Raw genomic sequence first — 19,076 nt, 5'->3', positions numbered from 1 at the left:
GAAGAACAAACGACTGAGGGCATTGAGCCTGACATAAGCCAGGCTCAATCACTCCAGATTACCGCGGAGCGTCAGCATCGGAGCTGTACAGGCAAGTCAGGTGACTCGAGTCTGTGCAGCACTCTGCGTCTTTTTACCATCTATGGCTCAACCGCGAAACTCGGCACGACCACGATACGCGGCCTTGGAGCCCAATTGCTCCTCGATGCGCAGCAGTTGGTTGTACTTGGAGACGCGGTCGGAGCGGCACAGCGAACCGGTTTTGATCTGACCGGCAGACGTGCCCACAGCCAGGTCGGCAATGGTCGAATCTTCGGTTTCACCGGAACGGTGAGAGATGATCGCAGTGTAACCGGCCGCTTTGGCCATCTGAATGGCTTCCAGCGTTTCGGTCAGGGAGCCGATCTGGTTGAACTTGATCAGAATCGAGTTGGCAATCTTCTTGTCGATGCCTTCTTTCAGGATCTTGGTGTTGGTCACGAACAGGTCGTCACCGACCAGCTGGACTTTCTCGCCAATTTTGTCGGTGAGAACTTTCCAGCCATCCCAATCAGACTCGTCCAGACCGTCTTCAATGGAAATGATCGGATGCTTGCGCGTCAGCTCGGCAAGGTATTCGGCAAACTCGGCGGAGCTGTACTCGCCCTCTTCGCTGAGTTTGTACTTGCCGTTCTTGTAGAACTCGCTCGCCGCGCAGTCCAGCGCCAGGGTCACGTCGGTGCCCAGCGTGTAACCCGCATTGGCGACGGCTTCGGCAATAGCGTCGAGCGCGTCTTTGTTGGACGCAAGGTTGGGGGCGAAACCGCCTTCGTCGCCGACAGCGGTGTTCAGGCCACGCGCCTTGAGCACTGCCTTGAGGTGATGGAAAATCTCGGTGCCCCAGCGCAGGCCTTCAGCGAAGGTTTTGGCGCCGACAGGCTGGATCATGAATTCCTGGATATCGATGTTGTTATCGGCATGCTCGCCACCGTTGATGATGTTCATCATCGGCACCGGCATGGAGTACACGCCCGGTGTGCCATTGAGGTTGGCGATGTGCGCGTACAGCGGCAGATCCTGATCCTGAGCCGCCGCCTTGGCAGCTGCCAGGGAGACCGCAAGAATTGCGTTTGCACCCAGGCTTGCCTTGTTCTCGGTGCCGTCCAGCTTGATCATCGCGTGATCCAGAGCCTTCTGGTCAACCGGGTCCTTGCCCAGAAGCAGGTCACGGATAGGGCCGTTGATGTTGGCTACAGCCTTCAGAACGCCCTTGCCCATGTAACGGCTCTTGTCGCCATCGCGCAGCTCCAGCGCTTCGCGCGAGCCGGTTGAAGCACCAGACGGCGCGCAGGCGCTGCCAACGATGCCGTTATCGAGGACCACATCTGCTTCCACAGTGGGATTGCCACGGGAGTCGAGAACTTCACGACCTTTGATGTCGACGATTTTTGCCATTGTTGTAAACACTCCAAGATTGACGAAAACGACGCAGCTGGGAAAACAATGCTCGCAGTCAGACGCAGAAAAAGGCAGGCCTGAATGCGACAACCCCGTCACGAATGACGGGGAACGGCACTTTACCGGAGAACCCTGTTCAAGCGGTCTCTACGATCGGAAAACTTTTGACAAGTTCATCCAGTGACTTGAGCTGGGCCAGGAACGGCTCCAGCTTGTCCAGACGCAGGGCACACGGGCCGTCGCATTTGGCGTTGTCAGGGTCCGGATGCGCTTCAAGGAACAGGCCGGCCAGATTCTGGCTGATGCCGGCCTTGGCCAGATCCAGGACCTGAGCGCGGCGGCCACCGGCAGAATCGGAGCGACCACCCGGCATTTGCAGGGCGTGTGTCACATCGAACAAGATCGGGTATTCGAACTGCTTCATGACGCCGAAGCCGAGCATGTCCACCACCAGATTGTTGTAACCGAAGCTGGAACCCCGCTCGCAGAGAATCAACTGATCATTACCCGCCTCTTCGCACTTGGTCAGGATGTGTTTCATTTCCTGAGGTGCGAGAAACTGGGCTTTCTTGATGTTGATGACTGCGCCGGTCTTCGCCATCGCAACGACCAGATCGGTCTGACGCGACAGAAAGGCCGGCAACTGGATGATGTCGCACACTTCGGCAGCCACGGCAGCCTGATGAGGCTCGTGCACGTCGGTGATCAGCGGCACGTTGAAGGTGCGCTTGATCTCTTCGAAAATACGCATGCCCTCTTCAAGGCCCGGCCCGCGGTAAGAATTCACCGAAGAGCGGTTGGCCTTGTCGAAGCTGGCCTTGAACACGTAAGGGATACCGAGCTTTTCGGTCACCTTTACGTACTCTTCACAGACCTGCATGGCCATATCCCGGGATTCGAGTACATTCATGCCGCCGAACAGCACCATTGGCTTATCGTTGGCAATCTCGATCGAACCTACGCGAATTGTTTTCTGAGCCATGTGTGAAGTCCCTGTCAGGAATTTTTCTGATGTTGAGCCAGTGCCGCCTTGACGAAACCACTGAACAGCGGATGACCGTCACGGGGCGTGGAAGTGAATTCCGGGTGGAACTGGCAAGCGACGAACCATGGATGATCCGGTGCTTCGACCACTTCAACCAGCGCACCGTCGCCGGAGCGACCGGAAATCTTCAGGCCAGCCTCGATCAGTTGTGGCAGCAGGTTGTTGTTCACTTCATAGCGATGACGATGACGCTCGACAATCACGTCCTTGCGGTAGCAGTCGTGTACCAGCGAACCGGCTTCAAGCTGGCAATCCTGCGCCCCAAGACGCATGGTGCCGCCCAGATCGGAACTTTCGGTACGAGTTTCGACTGCGCCGGTGGCATCTTCCCACTCGGTGATGAGACCCACCACGGCGTGCGCGCTGGTACGGTTGAACTCGGTGGAGTTGGCGTCTTTCCAGCCCAGCACGTTACGTGCGAACTCGATGACCGCCACTTGCATGCCCAGGCAGATGCCCAGATACGGCACCCTGTTTTCCCGTGCAAACTGGACGGCAGTGATCTTGCCCTCGACGCCGCGCAGGCCAAAGCCGCCTGGAACCAGAATCGCATCCACGCCTTCCAGCAGGCCGGTGCCCTGGTTTTCGATGTCTTCGGAATCGATATAACGCAGGTTCACCTTGGTACGGTTGGTGATACCGGCGTGGCTCATGGCTTCGATCAACGACTTGTAGGCGTCGAGCAATTCCATGTACTTGCCGACCATCGCGATGGTGACTTCGTGCTCGGGGTTGAGCTTGGCGTCGACGACCTTGTCCCACTCGGACAGATCGGCACCCTCACATTGCAGGCCGAAGCGCTCGACCACGAAATCGTCCAGGCCTTGCGAATGCAGGATGCCCGGGATCTTGTAGATGGTGTCCGCGTCTTCAAGGGCGATAACCGCACGCTCTTCAACGTTGGTGAACTGAGCGATCTTGCGACGCGAGGACACGTCGATCGGGTGATCGGAGCGGCATACCAGCACATCAGGCTGCAGACCGATGGAGCGCAATTCCTTCACCGAATGCTGAGTCGGCTTGGTCTTGGTCTCGCCGGCAGTGGCGATGTACGGCACCAGCGTCAGGTGCATCAGCATCGCGCGGCGTGCGCCGACTTCGAAACGCAACTGGCGGATGGCCTCGAGGAACGGCTGCGACTCGATGTCACCCACCGTACCGCCGATTTCGACCAGCGCCACGTCGGCATCGCCTGCACCCTTGATGATGCGGCGCTTGATTTCGTCGGTGATATGCGGAATGACCTGAATGGTCGCCCCCAGATAATCACCACGGCGCTCTTTGCGCAGGACGTGTTCGTACACACGGCCGGTGGTGAAGTTGTTGTTCTGGGTCATGGTGGTGCGGATGAACCGCTCGTAGTGACCAAGGTCCAGGTCGGTCTCGGCGCCGTCGTGAGTGACGAACACCTCACCGTGCTGGAACGGGCTCATGGTGCCTGGGTCCACGTTGATGTAGGGATCCAGTTTGAGCATGGTGACCTTGAGTCCCCGCGCCTCCAGGATGGCCGCCAATGAAGCCGAGGCAATGCCTTTCCCCAATGAAGAAACAACACCGCCCGTGACGAAGATGTAGCGCGTCATGAAAAACCCTAGAAGTCTGCGTTAAAGCGGTCAGAGCCGCCGGGGATAGCGAAGGAAGGCCGAAGCCCCCGATTACCGACAAAATTCACGGTGCACTCCCGAAACTGCTGCGTTGAAACCGACCGGCCTGAGCCAGTGTGGTGCGCGCTACATTTTAAGAATTACCCAGTAAACACTGGTTGGTAACCGGCAACTTGCATTGTTTCAAAAGAACCAACAGAAGTTGTATCAAGAAGGGAGCGTAGTCTACCTGAAAGGGCCTTTCAGCTCAAACTTTGGTCGCTGGTCGGTACAACCCAGTGCAAACGCCAGCTTTCATTGGGCGATCCGTCCAGTCCAGGCAGGTTGGCGACAGCCAGAAGGTCATTATCGCAGTAGAGCAGCGGCAATCTGCCGCGCAGAAAAACCGGTACAGCCTGCTCATTTAGCAGCCGTTTTAGATCACGACTGCCGCGTCCGCCGAGGTGCATCACCTCTCCTCCCTGACGGTAGCGGATTTGCAGAGCGCCACACGGCACATCACCTTCAAGGCTTACCCAGCCATTGCCCGGCAAGTGCAACGGTGTGCGGCAGTCGGGCCAGTCTGTTACCGGGTGACAGACGTGCCCCCAGTCAGCTGGCACCCACCAGATGCTGCCCTGCGCCCTGTGCAGCTCGCCATCGGCAAGCCGCCACAGCGGACGGGCATCCTGCGCCGAGTCGCGCAATGCCTCCCAGCCAGCCCAGTGATCGGTGTCCGGCAGACGCGTCAGCGGCGCAAGCCAGTGGCGCAGTGCATTGCGCTGCCTTGCTGCGGACAGAACGGCAAGCGGGCCCAGTCTCAGCACCGGCAAGCCAAGCCAGGCAAATGGCGTCGTGGCCTGGGCACTGGTCAGATCCTGCACGGCAAGCTCGTCCAGCAGTTGCTGTGCTTCGCCAAGGTGGCCCGCCGTGCGCGCCAGACTGGTCGCTGCCTGAGGCCATCTGGAGGTCAGCAATGGCATCACATCACTGCGCAAGAAGTTGCGCGAGAATCGGAAGTCGTCGTTGCTCGGGTCTTCGACCCAATTCAGGCCGTGCTGATGCGCGTAGCCTTCAAGTTCGGCACGAGACACTGCCAGCAGCGGTCGCACCAAATGCCCACGCCCCAGAACTCGCTGATCGGGCATCGCAGCCAGACCGCGCACACCAGCGCCGCGCAGCAGACGGAACAACAGGGTCTCGGCCTGATCGTCACGGTGCTGACCGGTGAGCAACACATCCCTCTCAGCCAGCCTGTCAGTGAACGCGGTGTAACGCGCCTGCCGGGCAGCCTGCTCGATGCTCGGACCAGGCTCGACGTTTACCCGAACCAGCTCAAATGCCACACCCAGCGCCTGACAAACCTGCCGACAATGTTCAGGCCACGCATCGGCTGCGGCCTGCAGGCCGTGATGAACATGAATGGCGTGTAAGACAGGCAGGCTTTCGCACTTGGCGAGCTTAGCCAGAAGATGCAACAGCACCGTGGAATCGAGGCCACCGGAAAAGCCGATATGCCAGGTTGGCGCGTTGCGCCAGGGAGCCAAAGCCTGAAGGAGCCTGGCAGGAAGGTCATGACCGCTGTGTGTGGAGGTGGTCATTGGTGTTTCTCACCGGACTTCGCTTATTCACGCACTGACCGCTTCAGTGCTCAAGCCAGCCCTTTCGCGAACAAACGAAACGTCGCGCGGTTCGCTCCCACGCCCTTTGGGCAGAAGCCCGCAAGACGTGGAAACAATCGGGGCGACGCAGCTTACAGACCGTAGCTCATCAGACGGTCATAACGGCGGGCCAGCAGCGCGTCGTTATCGAACGCCTTGAGCATCGCCAGCTGGCTGCTCAGTTCTTCACGAATCAACGCAGCGGCAGCAACCGGGTCGCGATGTGCACCGCCCAGCGGCTCGGCGATAACCTTGTCGACGATGCCCAGACCTTTCAGGCGATCAGCTGTGATGCCCATGGCTTCAGCAGCATCCGGTGCCTTCTCGGCGGTTTTCCACAGAATCGACGCGCAGCCTTCCGGGGAGATCACCGCGTAAGTCGAGTACTGCAGCATGTTCAACTGATCACAGACGCCAATGGCCAGCGCACCACCGGAACCGCCTTCACCGATAACGGTAGCGATGATCGGCGTCTTGAGACGGGCCATCACGCGCAGGTTCCAGGCAATCGCTTCGCTCTGGTTGCGCTCTTCTGCATCGATACCAGGATAGGCACCCGGTGTGTCAATGAAGGTCAGAATCGGCATCTTGAAGCGTTCGGCCATCTCCATCAGACGGCAAGCCTTGCGATAGCCCTCGGGACGCGGCATGCCGAAGTTGCGACGAACCTTCTCGCGCACTTCACGACCTTTCTGGTGACCGATAACCATGACCGGCTGGCCGTCGAGACGGGCAATACCGCCGACGATTGCTGCGTCATCGGAGAAATGACGATCACCGTGCAGCTCATCGAACTCGGTAAAGATGTTTTCGATGTAGTCCAGCGTGTAGGGACGACGCGGATGGCGTGCCATGCGCGCGATCTGCCAGCTGGTCAGATTGCCGAAGATGCTTTCGGTAAGCGTCTTGCTCTTGTCTTGCAGCCGGGAGATCTCGTCGCCGATGTTCAGCGAATTGTCGTTACCCACCAAGCGCAGTTCTTCGATTTTGGCCTGCAAGTCAGCGATAGGCTGTTCGAAATCAAGAAAATTCGGGTTCATAGGCATCCGTCTTGGGTCGACGGCCAAGAGGCCGGCCGGTTGATCCGTCTGCGCCTTTCCTGCTCGGAACAGGCGCGGTCAGGTCGAAATTAAAATTCAGGGTTGAGCGCAAGTCGTGCCTGCGGCGTTCAACGATACTGGAGAAAGACGTTCTCACGTCCGAACTGGTCACGCAGAGCTTGAATCAAGCTGTCAGCGGGATCAATGCGCCATGCTTCTCCCAATTGCAGCAATGCACGGGCGTCCTGCCCCGTGTAGTCCACAGTGATCGGGCAAGCGCCGCGATGGCGCTTGCACAGATCACCCAACCAACGCAGCCGGTCGCCCTTGAGTGCTTCGGCGCGTACCGTCACTCGCAGGCTCTCGGCCAGATTGGTGCGCGCATCTTCGATACTCATGACCCGCTTGGCACGCAACCGCAGCCCTCCGGAGAAGTCATCATTACTGACTTCGCCTTCGACCACCACCATAGCATCGGTCTGCAGCAGTGATTGAGCCGAATGAAACGCTTCGGCAAACAGCGACGCTTCAATACGTGCAGAGCGGTCGTCCAGGGTAATGAACCCCATCTTGTCGCCCTTCTTGTTCTTCATTACGCGCAATGCAATGATCAGACCGGCCACCGTCTGGGTGTCTCTGGCAGGCTTGAGGTCGATAATCCGCTGACGAGCGAAGCGGCGAATCTCGCCTTCGTATTCATCGATCGGGTGCCCGGTCAGGTACAGCCCCAGGGTTTCCTTTTCACCGCGCAGACGATCCTTGAGGCTAATCTCGCGGGTCTTGCGATGATTGGCGTAAACATCGGCATCCGCTTCAACGAACAGGCCGCCAAACAGGTCCGCGTGACCGCTGTCGTGGCTGCGCGCGGTCTGCTCTGCCGCCTGAATCGCTTCTTCCAGCGCGGCAAGCAGCACCGAGCGGTTACGATCGATGTTGGCCTGATAGGCCTTGGGCTCCAGTTCGAAGTACGGCCCGAGACGATCCAGCGCACCGCTGCGAATCAGACCGTCCAGGGTTCGCTTGTTGACCCGCTTGAGGTCGACGCGGGCGCAGAAATCGAACAGGTCCTTGAACGGCCCGTTCTTACGCGCATCGGTAATCGCCTCGACCGGCCCCTCGCCCACCCCTTTGATGGCGCCAAGCCCGTAAAGAATGCGGCCATCGTCGCTTACCGTGAACTTGAACTCCGACGTGTTCACGTCCGGCGCGTCGAGGCGCAGCTTCATCGTGCGCACTTCTTCGATCAAGGTCACGACCTTGTCGGTGTTGTGCATATCCGCCGACAATACGGCAGCCATGAACGGTGCCGGGTAGTGAGTCTTCAGCCAGGCGGTCTGATACGACACCAGCCCGTAGGCAGCCGAGTGGGATTTGTTGAAGCCGTAACCGGCGAATTTCTCCACCAGGTCGAAAATGTTACCGGCAAGGTCCGGCTCGATGTTGTTGGTTTTGCAACCCTCAATGAAACCGCCGCGTTGCTTGGCCATTTCCTCTGGCTTTTTCTTACCCATTGCACGACGCAGCATGTCCGCACCGCCAAGGGTGTAACCGGCCATGACCTGCGCAATCTGCATCACCTGTTCCTGATACAGAATGATGCCGTAGGTCGGCGCCAGTACCGGCTTCAGGCCTTCGTACTGATAATCGACGTGCGGGTAGGACAGCTCCGCACGACCGTGTTTGCGGTTGATGAAGTCGTCCACCATGCCCGATTGCAGAGGGCCGGGACGGAACAGCGCCACCAGTGCGATAAGGTCTTCCAGGCAGTCGGGCTTGAGCTTTTTGATCAGCTCTTTCATGCCACGCGACTCAAGCTGGAACACCGCAGTGGTTTCGGCGCGCTGCAACAACTGATACGTCGGCATGTCATCGAGGGGGATGAACGCGATGTCCAGCGGTTCTTCGTTGACCTTGGCGCGGTCGCGGTTGATGGTCTTGAGCGCCCAGTCGATGATGGTCAGGGTACGCAGACCGAGGAAGTCGAACTTCACCAGCCCCGCAGCCTCGACATCGTCCTTGTCGAATTGGGTCACCAGACCGTCACCGGCTTCATCGCAATAGATCGGCGAGAAGTCGGTCAGCTTGGTCGGGGCAATGACCACACCACCAGCGTGCTTGCCCACGTTACGCACAATGCCTTCAAGCTTGAGCGCCATCTCCCAGATTTCCGCAGCTTCCTCATCCACCTTGAGGAAATCGCGAAGAATCTCTTCCTGCTCGTAGGCTTTTTCGAGGGTCATGCCGACTTCGAACGGGATCATCTTCGACAGACGATCAGCCAGCCCGTAAGACTTGCCCTGCACACGCGCCACGTCACGCACCACCGCCTTGGCGGCCATGGAACCGAAGGTGATGATCTGGCTGACCGCGTTGCGACCGTACTTCTCGGCCACATATTCGATCACCCGGTCACGACCATCCATGCAAAAGTCGACGTCGAAGTCGGGCATGGAAACCCGCTCCGGGTTCAGGAAGCGTTCGAACAGCAGGTCGTATTCCAGCGGGTCGAGGTCGGTGATCTTCTGTACATAGGCAACCAGCGATCCGGCACCCGAACCACGGCCCGGACCTACCGGCACGCCGTTGCTCTTGGCCCACTGGATGAAGTCCATAACGATCAGGAAGTAGCCGGGAAAACCCATCTGGATGATGATATCCAGCTCGAAATTCAGCCGGTCGACATACACCTGACGCTTGGCTTCGTAATCTTCGGTGGTGTCCTTGGGCAACAGGACGGCAAGACGCTCTTCGAGGCCATCGAACGAGACCTTGCGGAAATACTCATCGATGGTCATGCCATCGGGAATCGGGAAGTTGGGCAAAAAGTGAGTGCCCAGCTTGACGTCGATGTTGCAGCGCTTGGCGATCTCGACGGTGTTTTCCAGCGCCTCGGGCAGATCGCTGAACAGCTCGGCCATCTCTTCCGGGCTTTTCAGGTATTGCTGATCGCTGTAGTTATGCGAGCGACGCGGATCGTCCAGCGCCCGGCCTTCGCCAATACACACGCGAGTCTCGTGGGCTTCGAAATCAGTCTGCTTGATGAAACGCACATCGTTGGTCGCAACCAGCGGCGCACCGTGGCGTTCGGCCAAGGCGACAGCGGCGTGCAAATGCTCTTCGTCATTGTTGCGATTGGTGCGCTGCACTTCGATATAGAAACGCTCGGGAAATACCGCCATCCATTCGCGCAGCAGTTCGTCCGCCTCGCCGGGGTTGCCGCCGAGCAACGCCATGCCGATCTCGCCTTCCTTTGCAGCGGAAAGCGCAATCACGCCTTCACTGGCCTGCGCGACCCATTGGCGCTGGATGACGATCTGGCCGTTGCGCTGGCCTTCGATAAAACCACGGGAAATCAGTTCGGTCAGGTTCCGATAGCCCTGGGCATTCATGGCCAACAAGCTGATGCGACTGAGCGCAGCGTCTTCATCCCTGCCCGCCAGCCACAAGTCGACACCACAGATCGGCTTGATGCCGGAGCCTTGCGCGGCCTTGTAGAACTTGACCAGCGAACACATGTTGTTCTGGTCGGTCACCGCCACGGCAGGCATGTTCATGCCTGTCAGCGACTTGATCAACGGTTTGACCCGGACCAGACCGTCAACCAGCGAGTATTCGGTGTGCAGGCGTAGATGAACGAAAGAAGCCGGCATGGTGATCCTATAAAACGCGAAAATACAAAAAAACGAAGGGCAGGATTGTAACGGGCCCGGGATGAAACGTCAGTCCTGCAATAAACCGACTGGCAGCGGGATCGACCCGCCGATCATTATGGATGCTCGCGCCTCATGGGCTGCACGCACGGGTGCAAAGGAGCGTCGATGAATGGGCGTAGGTCCGAGCCGGGCCAATGCCTCCAGATGCACCGGCGTAGGATAACCCTTATGCCCACCGATGCCATAACCCGGATAGATGAGTTCGAACGCTGCCATTTCCCGATCCCGGCTAACCTTGGCGAGAATCGATGCGGCCGCGATGGCAGGCACCTTGGAGTCGCCCTTTACAACCGGCGCAGAAGGCACTGACAACTGCGGGCAACGGTTGCCGTCGATGAGTGCCAGCTTCGGCGTGATACTCAACCCCTCGACGGCACGTTTCATGGCCAGCATCGTGGCGTGCAAAATATTCAATTGGTCGATTTCTTCAACTTCAGCCCGGGCAATGAACCAGCACAGGGCCTTCTCCTGAATTTCGACGTAGAGCTTTTCGCGCCGGGCTTCAGTCAGCTTCTTTGAGTCGTTGAGCCCGAGAATAGGCCGGTCAGGGTCGAGAATGACTGCCGCCGTCACAACCGCGCCGCACAGCGGACCGCGGCCCACTTCATCAACACCTGCTACCAGATCCTCGACGAGTGTGAAATCCAGACCTGTTTCCATGATGGGCGACCTCACAGTGAAGACGACTGGCCGAGCAGGCTCAACACCGCATCAGCGGCCTGATTGGACGCATCTCGGCGCAAAATACGGTGAATGGCATCAAAGCCTGCGGTTTGTGCCTGACCGTCATCGATCAGCGGCAACAGCGTCCGGGCCAACGCTTCGGGGGTGGCGTCATCCTGCAGCAGTTCTGGCACCAGCAGGTGCTGGGCAAGCAGGTTAGGCAGCGACACGTAAGGGCTTTTGACCATCCGCTTGAGTATCCAGAAGGTCAGCGGCGCCAGACGGTAGGCCACCACCATCGGTCGCTTGTAGAGCAGGGCTTCCAGAGTCGCGGTGCCGGAGGCGATCAGTACCGCATCGCATGCTGCCAGCGCCACATGTGACTGACCGTCGAGCAGCGTGACTGGCAGATTGCGGTCTTGTAACAACTGCTCTATCTGAACCCGCCGCTGAGGGCTGGCGCAAGGCAGTACAAAGCGCAAGCCAGGACGCTGCGCGAGAAGAAGCTCGGCAGCATCGAAAAACAACCCGCCCAGACGCCCTACTTCGCCGCCCCGGCTGCCCGGCATCAGCGCAACAACGGGCGCTTCCTGAGCAAAACCAAGGCCTGCGCGGGCTGCGGCGCGATCCGACTGCAGAGGGATGGTGTCTGCCAGCGGATGACCGACAAAACGTACCGGTACGCCCTTCTCTTCATAGAATCGGGCTTCGAATGGCAACAATGTCAGCATCAGGTCACAGCCTTCACGAATCTTCAGCACACGCTTCTGACGCCAGGCCCAGACTGACGGGCTGACATAGTGCACGGTCTTGATGCCCGCGCGGCGTAGCTGAAGTTCGATATTGAGTGTGAAGTCGGGGGCATCGATGCCGATGAAGACGTCCGGCTTTTCATTGATGAGGGTCTGTACCAGCAGCTTGCGCCGGGCCAGCAGCTCACGCAGCCTGCCAAGCACCTCGACCAGCCCCATCACCGACAGGCGCTCCATCGGGAAGTAGGACTGCATGCCCTCAGCCTCCATCAGCGGGCCACCCACGCCGATGAAACGGATATCGGAATGGCGCACCTTGAGGGCACGCATCAGACCCGAGCCGAGGATATCGCCGGATGCTTCACCAGCGACCAGAGCGATACATAATGGCCTGGTCATGATTAGCGAATGATACCGCGGGTCGACGTCTGAATAGACTGAAGGAATACGGCCACTTCAGGAAATTGCGCAGCCGGCTCAGCAAGATCGGCCGCCGCCTGCGCGATGGTCAGCCCCTGACGATAGACCGTCTTGTAGGCTCTGCGCAGTGCATGAATGGCTTCTTCGGAAAAACCACGACGGCGCATGCCTTCGAAATTCATGCTGCGCGCCTCCGCCGGGTTGCCAAACACCGTCACGAACGCCGGAACGTCCTTGCCGATGGCCGTACCCATGCCGGAAAAGCTGTGCGCACCGATGTGGCAGAACTGATGCACAAGGGTAAAACCGGACAGGATAGCCCAGTCATCGACATGAACGTGGCCTGCCAGAGCAGTGTTATTGACCAGAATCACGTGGTTGCCGATCACACTGTCATGGCCGATGTGCGCATAAGCCATGATCAGGTTGTGATCGCCGAGCGTGGTTTCAGCACGGTCCTGAACAGTCCCGCGGTGGATGGTCACGCCTTCACGGATCACGTTGTGATCGCCGATGACAAGACGGGTTTCCTCGCCCTTGTATTTCAGGTCAGGCGTGTCTTCGCCCACCGATGAGAACTGGTAGATGCGATTGTGCTTGCCGATCCTGGTTGGTCCCTTGAGGACAACATGAGGACCGACGACTGTACCCTCGCCAATTTCCACACCGGCTCCGATGATCGACCAGGGGCCAACCTCAACGTTGTCGGCCAGAATGGCCGTCGGATCGATGATTGCGCGAGGGTCAATCAAACTCATAGTTTACGTTCCGCACAGATGATTTCGGCAGAGCATACCGCCTTGCCGTCAACTGTAGCCTTGCATTCGAATTTCCAGATCTGACGCTTGCTGCTCAGGAACTTCGCTTCAAGAACCAGTTGGTCGCCCGGCAGAACCGGTTGACGGAAACGCAGTTTGTCCGAGCCCACGAAATAATAGAGCGTACCGTCTGATGGCTTGGAGTCGAGCATCTTGAACGCAAGAATACCGGCAGCCTGCGCCATAGCTTCGATGATCAAAACACCCGGCATGATGGGATGCTCAGGGAAGTGGCCGTTGAAAAAAGGCTCGTTGACGCTGACATTCTTGTAGGCGCGAATGTTCTTGTTCTCGATATCCAGCTCGGTCACGCGATCCACCAGCAGGAACGGGTAACGATGAGGCAGGTATTCGCGAATTTCTTTGATGTCCATCATTTCGAGGGGAAGCCTGTAGTAAAGATTAGGGGTGCGTCGCGACTGCGCAGCACCCCTCTACATCAAGGAGGCAGTTTATCGACTGTGCACGCTTGATATTAAAAAGGTATCAGCCATCAGATGAGCGATTATCGGAGCAGGTCACCGTCTCGACAGCCTTTTCGAGCTTTTGCAGACGCCGCGCCATGTCATCGATCTTGCGCAGACGAGCTGCGCTCTTGCGCCACTCTGCGGCTGGCTGCATGGCCGTACCCGACGAGTAGGAACCCGGCTCGGTAATGGAATGCGTCACCATCGTCATGCCGGTGATGAAAACGCCATCGCAAATTTCGATATGCCCCACCAGACCGACACCGCCAGCCAGCATGCAGTGCTTGCCTATCTTGGTGCTTCCGGAGATGCCGACACACGCAGCCATTGCCGTGTGATCGCCAATCTGTACGTTGTGGGCGATCTGGATCTGGTTATCCAGCTTCACACCGTTGCCAATTCGCGTATCAGCCAGCGCACCACGATCAATCGCCGTGTTGACGCCAACCTCGACGTCATCACCGAGGGTCACGCCACCGATCTGTGCAACCTTGTGGTAGATACCTTTATCCTGGGCAAAGCCAAAGCCTTCGCCACCCAGCACGGCACCCGACTGGATGACCACGCGCTTGCCAATGCGCACATCATGATAAAGCGTTACCCGCGGGGCCAGCCAGCCGCCCTCACCGATCTCGCAGCGAGCGCCGATGAAACAGTGGGCACCGATAGTGACACCTGCTGCAATGCGCACACCGCTCTCGATCACAGCAAAAGCGCCAATGCTGGCAGCAGGATCAATCAGTGCGTCCTCGGCAATCACTGCCGTCGGATGAACGCCTGCGATACTTTTAGGCTTGGGATCGAAAAAATGCGAAATGCGTGCGTAGGCCAGATAAGTATCAGGAACCACCAGCGCATTACCGGCGTAACCGTCGGCGTCTGCAGGCTTGAGCAGCACGGCAGTGGCCTGGGTATCGACCAGCAATTTACGGTACTTGGGATTTGCCAGGAAACTGACTTGACCAGGGCCGGCCTCTTGCAAAGTGGCCAGCCCGGTGATTTCGATATCCTTGTCGCCACGTAACGTGGCACCAAGGAACTCGGCCAGCTGGCCGAGCTTGATGGTTATGCTCATGGTTACTTCAGCTGATTCATGCGCTCGATGACCTGGCGAGTAACGTCATATTGAGGCTTGACGTCAATCACTGCACCGCGCTCGAAAACCAGGTCAAAGCCGCCTTTCTTGATGACTTCTTCAACAGCCTGGTCCAGCTTAGGCTTGAGCTGCTTGAGCATTTCGCGGTCAGCAACGGCCTTGGCTTCGTTCAGTTCTTTGGACTGGAACTGGAAGTCACGCGCTTTTTGCTTGAATTCAAGCTCCAGACGCTCGCGCTCAGGCTGAGCCATTTTGTCACCGCCGCTCACCAGACGATCCTGAATACCCTTGGCGCTGCTTTCCAGACTTTTCAGCTTGGTCAGTTGCGGGCCGAATTTCTTCTCGGCATCGACAGCGTATTTCTTGGCAGCGTCAGATTCCAGCAAGGCCATCTGATAGTTCAGTACAGCAATTTTCATGTCGGCAAATGCAGGGCTTGCGACTAGAACGGTTGCCAGCAGTACCAATTGAGTCAACTTACGCACAATACAACTCCTACAAAATTCGTTGCGTTATCAAAGATCAGACGCTTAGAAAGTCTGACCCAGGGAGAATTGGAAGACCTGTGTTTCTGCTTCGTCGTCCGGCTTCTTGATCGGCATCGCCAAGGCGAAGCTCAAAGGACCGAGCGCAGTGATCCAGGTGACGCCGATACCCACAGAGCTGGCCATGCCGGAAAGGTCGATGTTGTTGCATTCGACATTTTTGCCACTGGCTGTCTTCCTGCTGGAATCGCAGTTTGTATCAAATACGTTGCCGACATCCCAGAATACGGAGGTGCGCAGGGAACGCTGGTCCTTGACGAATGGCAGCGGGAACATGACTTCTACGCCACCCTGCACCAGGGCATTACCACCGAACGGCAGTGGATCCTGGTCCGGATCGGCCAACGTGCCGGGTTTTGAACCGTTACTCGGCGTGCTGCGCGGACCGAGCGTGCTGTCCTTGAAGCCACGAACCGAGTTGAAACCACCGGCATAGTAGTTCTCGTAGAACGGCAGACCCGAGGTCGAACCGTAACCGTCGCCATAACCCAGCTCGGTGTGCAGACGCAGGGTGTAGTTGTCGGTGATCGGGTGGAAGTACTGAGCACGGTAATCCAGCTTGAAGAACGACAGGTCGCTGCCCGGCAAGGTGGATTCGAACACCAGGCTTTGCGAGTGACCACGGGTCGCCAGCACGCCTTTGTTCAGAGTCGATTCAGACCAGCCAATCGAGCCCTTGAAGTTCAGGTACTTGTCGCCTTCTTTTTCGACAAAGTCGAAGATCTCGTCAACGGTGTACTTGCCGGTCTTGATCTCATCCTGCTGCACGGTCAGGCCGTAGGTCAGGCGCGAGGTCTCGCTGATCGGGTAGCCGAGGTTGATACCGGCACCCAGGCTGTCTACTGCGTAGCTTGCAACATCAACGTCGAGGTCATCGTAGTTGGTGGTGCGGTAGAACGCGCTGTAACCCAGGCTGACACCGTCCGGCGTGTAGTACGGATCGACGTAGCTGAAGTTGTAACGGCTCTGGTATTCGCTGCGGGTCAGGCCGATGCTGACCTTGTTACCGGTACCGAGGAAGTTGTTCTGGCTGATCGAACCACCGAGGATCAGACCGGCGCTTTGCGCAAAGCCGACGCTGGCGGTGATCGAGCCGGATGCCTGCTCTTCAACGGCGTAGTTCACATCAACCTGATCGTCGGTGCCCGGAACAGGCGGCGTCTCGACGTTGACTTCCTTGAAGAAGCCCAGACGGTCCAGACGGGTTTTCGACTGGTCGATCAGGTAGGTCGAAGCCCAGCCGCCTTCCATCTGACGCATTTCGCGACGCAGCACTTCGTCTTCCGACTTGGTGTTACCGCGGTAGTTGATGCGGTTGACGTACGCACGCTTGCCAGGATCGACGACGAAGGTGATGTCGACCGTGTGGTCTTCGTTGTTCGGGGTCGGCACGCCGTTGACGTTGGCGAAGGTGTAGCTTTCGTTCCCCAGACGACGGGTGATCAGCTCGGACGTGGTGGTCATGACCTTGCGCGAGAACACCTGACCCGGCTGTACCAGCAGCAGGGACTTGACCTGGTCTTCAGGAACCTTCAGATCACCGCTGAGCTTGACCGACTTGACGCTGTATTTTTCGCCTTCGTTGATGTTGACCGTGATGTACACGTTCTTCTTGTCCGGCGTGATCGAGACCTGGGTCGAGGCGATATCCATGTTGATATAGCCGCGATCGAGGTAGTACGAACGCAGACGCTCAAGGTCACCCGACAGCTTTTCACGGGCGTATTTGTCATCATTCTTGAAGAACGACAGCCAGTTGCTGGTCTTGAGCTCGAACAGGTCGGTCAGGTCCTCGTCGGAGAAGACCGTGTTACCCACCACGTTGATATGCTGAATGGAGGCGACGGTGCCTTCATTGATATTGATTTTCAGGCCCACGCGGTTGCGCGGCTGTGGAACGACCTCGGCGTCAACCTCGGCAGAGTAACGGCCCTGGGCAACGTATTGGCGTTGCAGCTCGTTACGCACACCTTCAAGGGTTGCCCGCTGGAAAATTTCACCCTCGGCCAGACCGGACTGTTTCAGCCCCTTCATCAGGTCTTCGGTGGAGATGGCCTTGTTGCCTTCGATTTCGATACTTGCAACCGAAGGACGCTCGACAACGTTGATGACGAGTACGTTGCCATCGCGACCCAGCTGGATATCTTGAAAGAAACCGGTTTTGAACAGCGAACGGGTAGCATCGACCAAACGACCATCGTCCGCCTGCTCGCCTACGTTCAGCGGCAACGCACCAAAGACACTGCCGGCGGATACCCGCTGGAGGCCGTTGACACGAATATCGGAGATGGTGAAGGACTCGGCGTGAACTTCAGCGATCATCAGTGCGGAAAGAACCGCAGTTAGCAGCAGACGTTTCATGAAGTCCTTTCTTATTCCAACTGGCAATAAACAAACTGCCGCAAAATGCGGCAGATTCGCAACTCGGCAAAGCGTTACAGTCGGCCCAGATCGTTGACCAGCGCGAGCAACATTACGCCCACCACCAGACTGATACCGATCTGCGCCCCCCAACCTTGAACCTTTTCCGAAAGGGGACGACCACGCGCCCACTCGATCAGATAAAACAGCAAATGCCCCCCGTCCAGGACGGGAATGGGCAGCAAATTCAGAACACCCAGGCTAATACTCAGATAAGCGAGGAAGTTCAGAAAATCTCCGATGCCCGACTGGGCCGAAGCGCCCGCCACTTTAGCAATGGTTATCGGTCCACTCAAGTTTTTTACCGAGAGCTCGCCGAACAACATTTTCTTCAGTGAGTCCAGGGTCAGCACGCTCATGTTCCACGTGCGCTTTATACCCTCGCCCATCGCGGCGAAAGGACCATAGCTGACCTCGCGCAGCATTTCCGGTGGCCAATCGACAGCTTTTACGCCAGCCCCCAGATAACCTGCGGCCGCCTTGCCTTCGCCTTTGGCGGCGAGGGTTACAGGGACGTCCATTTGTACACCGTCACGCTCAATGCGCAGCGATACTTTTGCTTCAGGACGCTCGCGCACCCGCTCAACAACCTGCTGCCACTCATTGAGCGGCTGACCGTCCATCGAAATCAGGCGATCTCCGGTTTTAAGCCCGGCACTCTGCGCCGGACCTTTCGGGTCGATCTCTGCCAGCACCGGCAACAAGGCCGGGCGCCACGGACGAATACCCAGCGACTTGATCGGATCAGGCTCTTCAGCCCCCCTGAGCCAGTCATTGAGTACCAGTTCACGAGACGTGTCGACCGTAGAACCCTGATCCCTGAGCTTCAGCGCAATGGTGCCGCTTTCACCCAGGCGGCGGACCAATTGCAGATTGACCCCGGCCCAGCCCGACGTCGGCTCGCCATCGACTGCGACGATTTCCTGCCCGGCAGTCAGACCTGCCTGCTGAGCGATGCTTCCGGACTCCACGGCGCCGATAACCGGACGAACCTGCTCGCTGCCCATCATGGCCAGCACCCAGAAAAATGCGATGGCCAGCAGGAAATTGGCTGTCGGACCGGCGATCACGATTGCGATACGCTGCCCGACGGTCTTGCGATTGAACGACTGATCGGCAAGCTCGGGCGGGACATTGCCTTCGCGCTCGTCGAGCATTTTGACATAGCCACCCAGCGGAATTGCAGCGACCACGTACTCGGTGCCCTGACGATCACTCCAACGCAAAAGAGGCGTGCCGAAGCCTACCGAAAAACGCAGCACTTTGACGCCACAACGCCTGGCCACCCAGAAGTGGCCAAATTCGTGGAAAGTCACCAGCACGCCCAACGCAATGAGGGTGCCGAGAATCATGTATAAAGCGCTCATCAGCCTTCTCCGGGTACCGACTGGTCGGCCAGTGTGTTAATCATCACA

Annotated in this window: 14 protein-coding genes; all 14 read right to left on the bottom strand. The window is 58.1% G+C overall.

The window, feature by feature from the left end; all coding sequences use genetic code 11:
* Nucleotides 1-147: 147 nt before the first annotated feature.
* Nucleotides 148-1,434, bottom strand: a complete 1,287-nt coding sequence (gene eno / locus RGM3321_RS10670) for a phosphopyruvate hydratase (protein ID WP_057421376.1) — start codon at nt 1,432-1,434, stop codon at nt 148-150.
* Between the two features lie 139 nt (nt 1,435-1,573).
* Complete coding sequence (gene kdsA / locus RGM3321_RS10665; RefSeq protein WP_244393019.1) at nt 1,574-2,419, bottom strand: 3-deoxy-8-phosphooctulonate synthase; 846 nt, start codon at nt 2,417-2,419, stop codon at nt 1,574-1,576.
* A 14-nt stretch (nt 2,420-2,433) separates the two neighbouring features.
* Nucleotides 2,434-4,065: a CTP synthase gene (locus tag RGM3321_RS10660; protein ID WP_244393018.1), complete on the bottom strand. Its 1,632-nt coding sequence runs from the start codon at nt 4,063-4,065 to the stop codon at nt 2,434-2,436.
* Nucleotides 4,066-4,328: 263 nt separating this feature from the next.
* On the bottom strand, nt 4,329-5,666 hold the full coding sequence (gene tilS / locus RGM3321_RS10655) for a tRNA lysidine(34) synthetase TilS (RefSeq protein WP_244393017.1): 1,338 nt from the start codon (nt 5,664-5,666) through the stop codon (nt 4,329-4,331).
* Between the two features lie 152 nt (nt 5,667-5,818).
* Entirely contained in the window at nt 5,819-6,766 is a 948-nt protein-coding gene (locus tag RGM3321_RS10650) for an acetyl-CoA carboxylase carboxyl transferase subunit alpha (RefSeq protein WP_244393016.1), read from the bottom strand.
* Between the two features lie 128 nt (nt 6,767-6,894).
* Nucleotides 6,895-10,416, bottom strand: coding sequence for a DNA polymerase III subunit alpha (dnaE, locus tag RGM3321_RS10645; RefSeq protein WP_244393015.1), 3,522 nt, complete (start codon nt 10,414-10,416; stop codon nt 6,895-6,897).
* Between the two features lie 69 nt (nt 10,417-10,485).
* Entirely contained in the window at nt 10,486-11,139 is a 654-nt protein-coding gene (rnhB, locus tag RGM3321_RS10640; protein WP_244393014.1) for a ribonuclease HII, read from the bottom strand.
* Between the two features lie 11 nt (nt 11,140-11,150).
* Entirely contained in the window at nt 11,151-12,293 is a 1,143-nt protein-coding gene (gene lpxB, locus RGM3321_RS10635; protein ID WP_244393013.1) for a lipid-A-disaccharide synthase, read from the bottom strand.
* Between the two features lie 2 nt (nt 12,294-12,295).
* Nucleotides 12,296-13,072, bottom strand: a complete 777-nt coding sequence (lpxA, locus tag RGM3321_RS10630; protein ID WP_002554718.1) for an acyl-ACP--UDP-N-acetylglucosamine O-acyltransferase — start codon at nt 13,070-13,072, stop codon at nt 12,296-12,298.
* Nucleotides 13,069-13,509, bottom strand: a complete 441-nt coding sequence (gene fabZ / locus RGM3321_RS10625) for a 3-hydroxyacyl-ACP dehydratase FabZ (protein WP_002554719.1) — start codon at nt 13,507-13,509, stop codon at nt 13,069-13,071. Before fabZ ends, lpxA begins: the two co-directional genes overlap by 4 nt.
* Before the next feature lie 109 nt (nt 13,510-13,618).
* Complete coding sequence (lpxD, locus tag RGM3321_RS10620) at nt 13,619-14,674, bottom strand: UDP-3-O-(3-hydroxymyristoyl)glucosamine N-acyltransferase (RefSeq protein ID WP_244393012.1); 1,056 nt, start codon at nt 14,672-14,674, stop codon at nt 13,619-13,621.
* Nucleotides 14,675-14,676: 2 nt separating this feature from the next.
* On the bottom strand, nt 14,677-15,180 hold the full coding sequence (locus tag RGM3321_RS10615; protein ID WP_002554721.1) for an OmpH family outer membrane protein: 504 nt from the start codon (nt 15,178-15,180) through the stop codon (nt 14,677-14,679).
* 45 nt (nt 15,181-15,225) lie between these two features.
* On the bottom strand, nt 15,226-17,601 hold the full coding sequence (gene bamA, locus RGM3321_RS10610; RefSeq protein ID WP_244393011.1) for an outer membrane protein assembly factor BamA: 2,376 nt from the start codon (nt 17,599-17,601) through the stop codon (nt 15,226-15,228).
* Nucleotides 17,602-17,675: 74 nt separating this feature from the next.
* Nucleotides 17,676-19,028: a sigma E protease regulator RseP gene (gene rseP / locus RGM3321_RS10605; RefSeq protein ID WP_244393010.1), complete on the bottom strand. Its 1,353-nt coding sequence runs from the start codon at nt 19,026-19,028 to the stop codon at nt 17,676-17,678.
* Nucleotides 19,029-19,076: the final 48 nt, after the last annotated feature.

Source organism: Pseudomonas sp. RGM 3321, from assembly GCF_022836805.1.
Classification (GTDB): domain Bacteria; phylum Pseudomonadota; class Gammaproteobacteria; order Pseudomonadales; family Pseudomonadaceae; genus Aquipseudomonas.
The sequence above is the reverse complement of the archived record's forward strand: the minus strand, read 5'-3'. Positions and strand labels throughout refer to the sequence as shown.

What these genes read in the sequence shown, in the direction of transcription:
- eno (WP_057421376.1), bottom strand. Translation starts at nt 1,434, where the DNA reads ATGGCAAAAATCGTCGACATCAAAGGTCGTGAAGTTCTCGACTCCCGT.
- kdsA (WP_244393019.1), bottom strand. Translation starts at nt 2,419, where the DNA reads ATGGCTCAGAAAACAATTCGCGTAGGTTCGATCGAGATTGCCAACGAT.
- RGM3321_RS10660 (WP_244393018.1), bottom strand. Translation starts at nt 4,065, where the DNA reads ATGACGCGCTACATCTTCGTCACGGGCGGTGTTGTTTCTTCATTGGGG.
- tilS (WP_244393017.1), bottom strand. Translation starts at nt 5,666, where the DNA reads ATGACCACCTCCACACACAGCGGTCATGACCTTCCTGCCAGGCTCCTT.
- RGM3321_RS10650 (WP_244393016.1), bottom strand. Translation starts at nt 6,766, where the DNA reads ATGAACCCGAATTTTCTTGATTTCGAACAGCCTATCGCTGACTTGCAG.
- dnaE (WP_244393015.1), bottom strand. Translation starts at nt 10,416, where the DNA reads ATGCCGGCTTCTTTCGTTCATCTACGCCTGCACACCGAATACTCGCTG.
- rnhB (WP_244393014.1), bottom strand. Translation starts at nt 11,139, where the DNA reads ATGGAAACAGGTCTGGATTTCACACTCGTCGAGGATCTGGTAGCAGGT.
- lpxB (WP_244393013.1), bottom strand. Translation starts at nt 12,293, where the DNA reads ATGACCAGGCCATTATGTATCGCTCTGGTCGCTGGTGAAGCATCCGGC.
- lpxA (WP_002554718.1), bottom strand. Translation starts at nt 13,072, where the DNA reads ATGAGTTTGATTGACCCTCGCGCAATCATCGATCCGACGGCCATTCTG.
- fabZ (WP_002554719.1), bottom strand. Translation starts at nt 13,509, where the DNA reads ATGATGGACATCAAAGAAATTCGCGAATACCTGCCTCATCGTTACCCG.
- lpxD (WP_244393012.1), bottom strand. Translation starts at nt 14,674, where the DNA reads ATGAGCATAACCATCAAGCTCGGCCAGCTGGCCGAGTTCCTTGGTGCC.
- bamA (WP_244393011.1), bottom strand. Translation starts at nt 17,601, where the DNA reads ATGAAACGTCTGCTGCTAACTGCGGTTCTTTCCGCACTGATGATCGCT.
- rseP (WP_244393010.1), bottom strand. Translation starts at nt 19,028, where the DNA reads ATGAGCGCTTTATACATGATTCTCGGCACCCTCATTGCGTTGGGCGTG.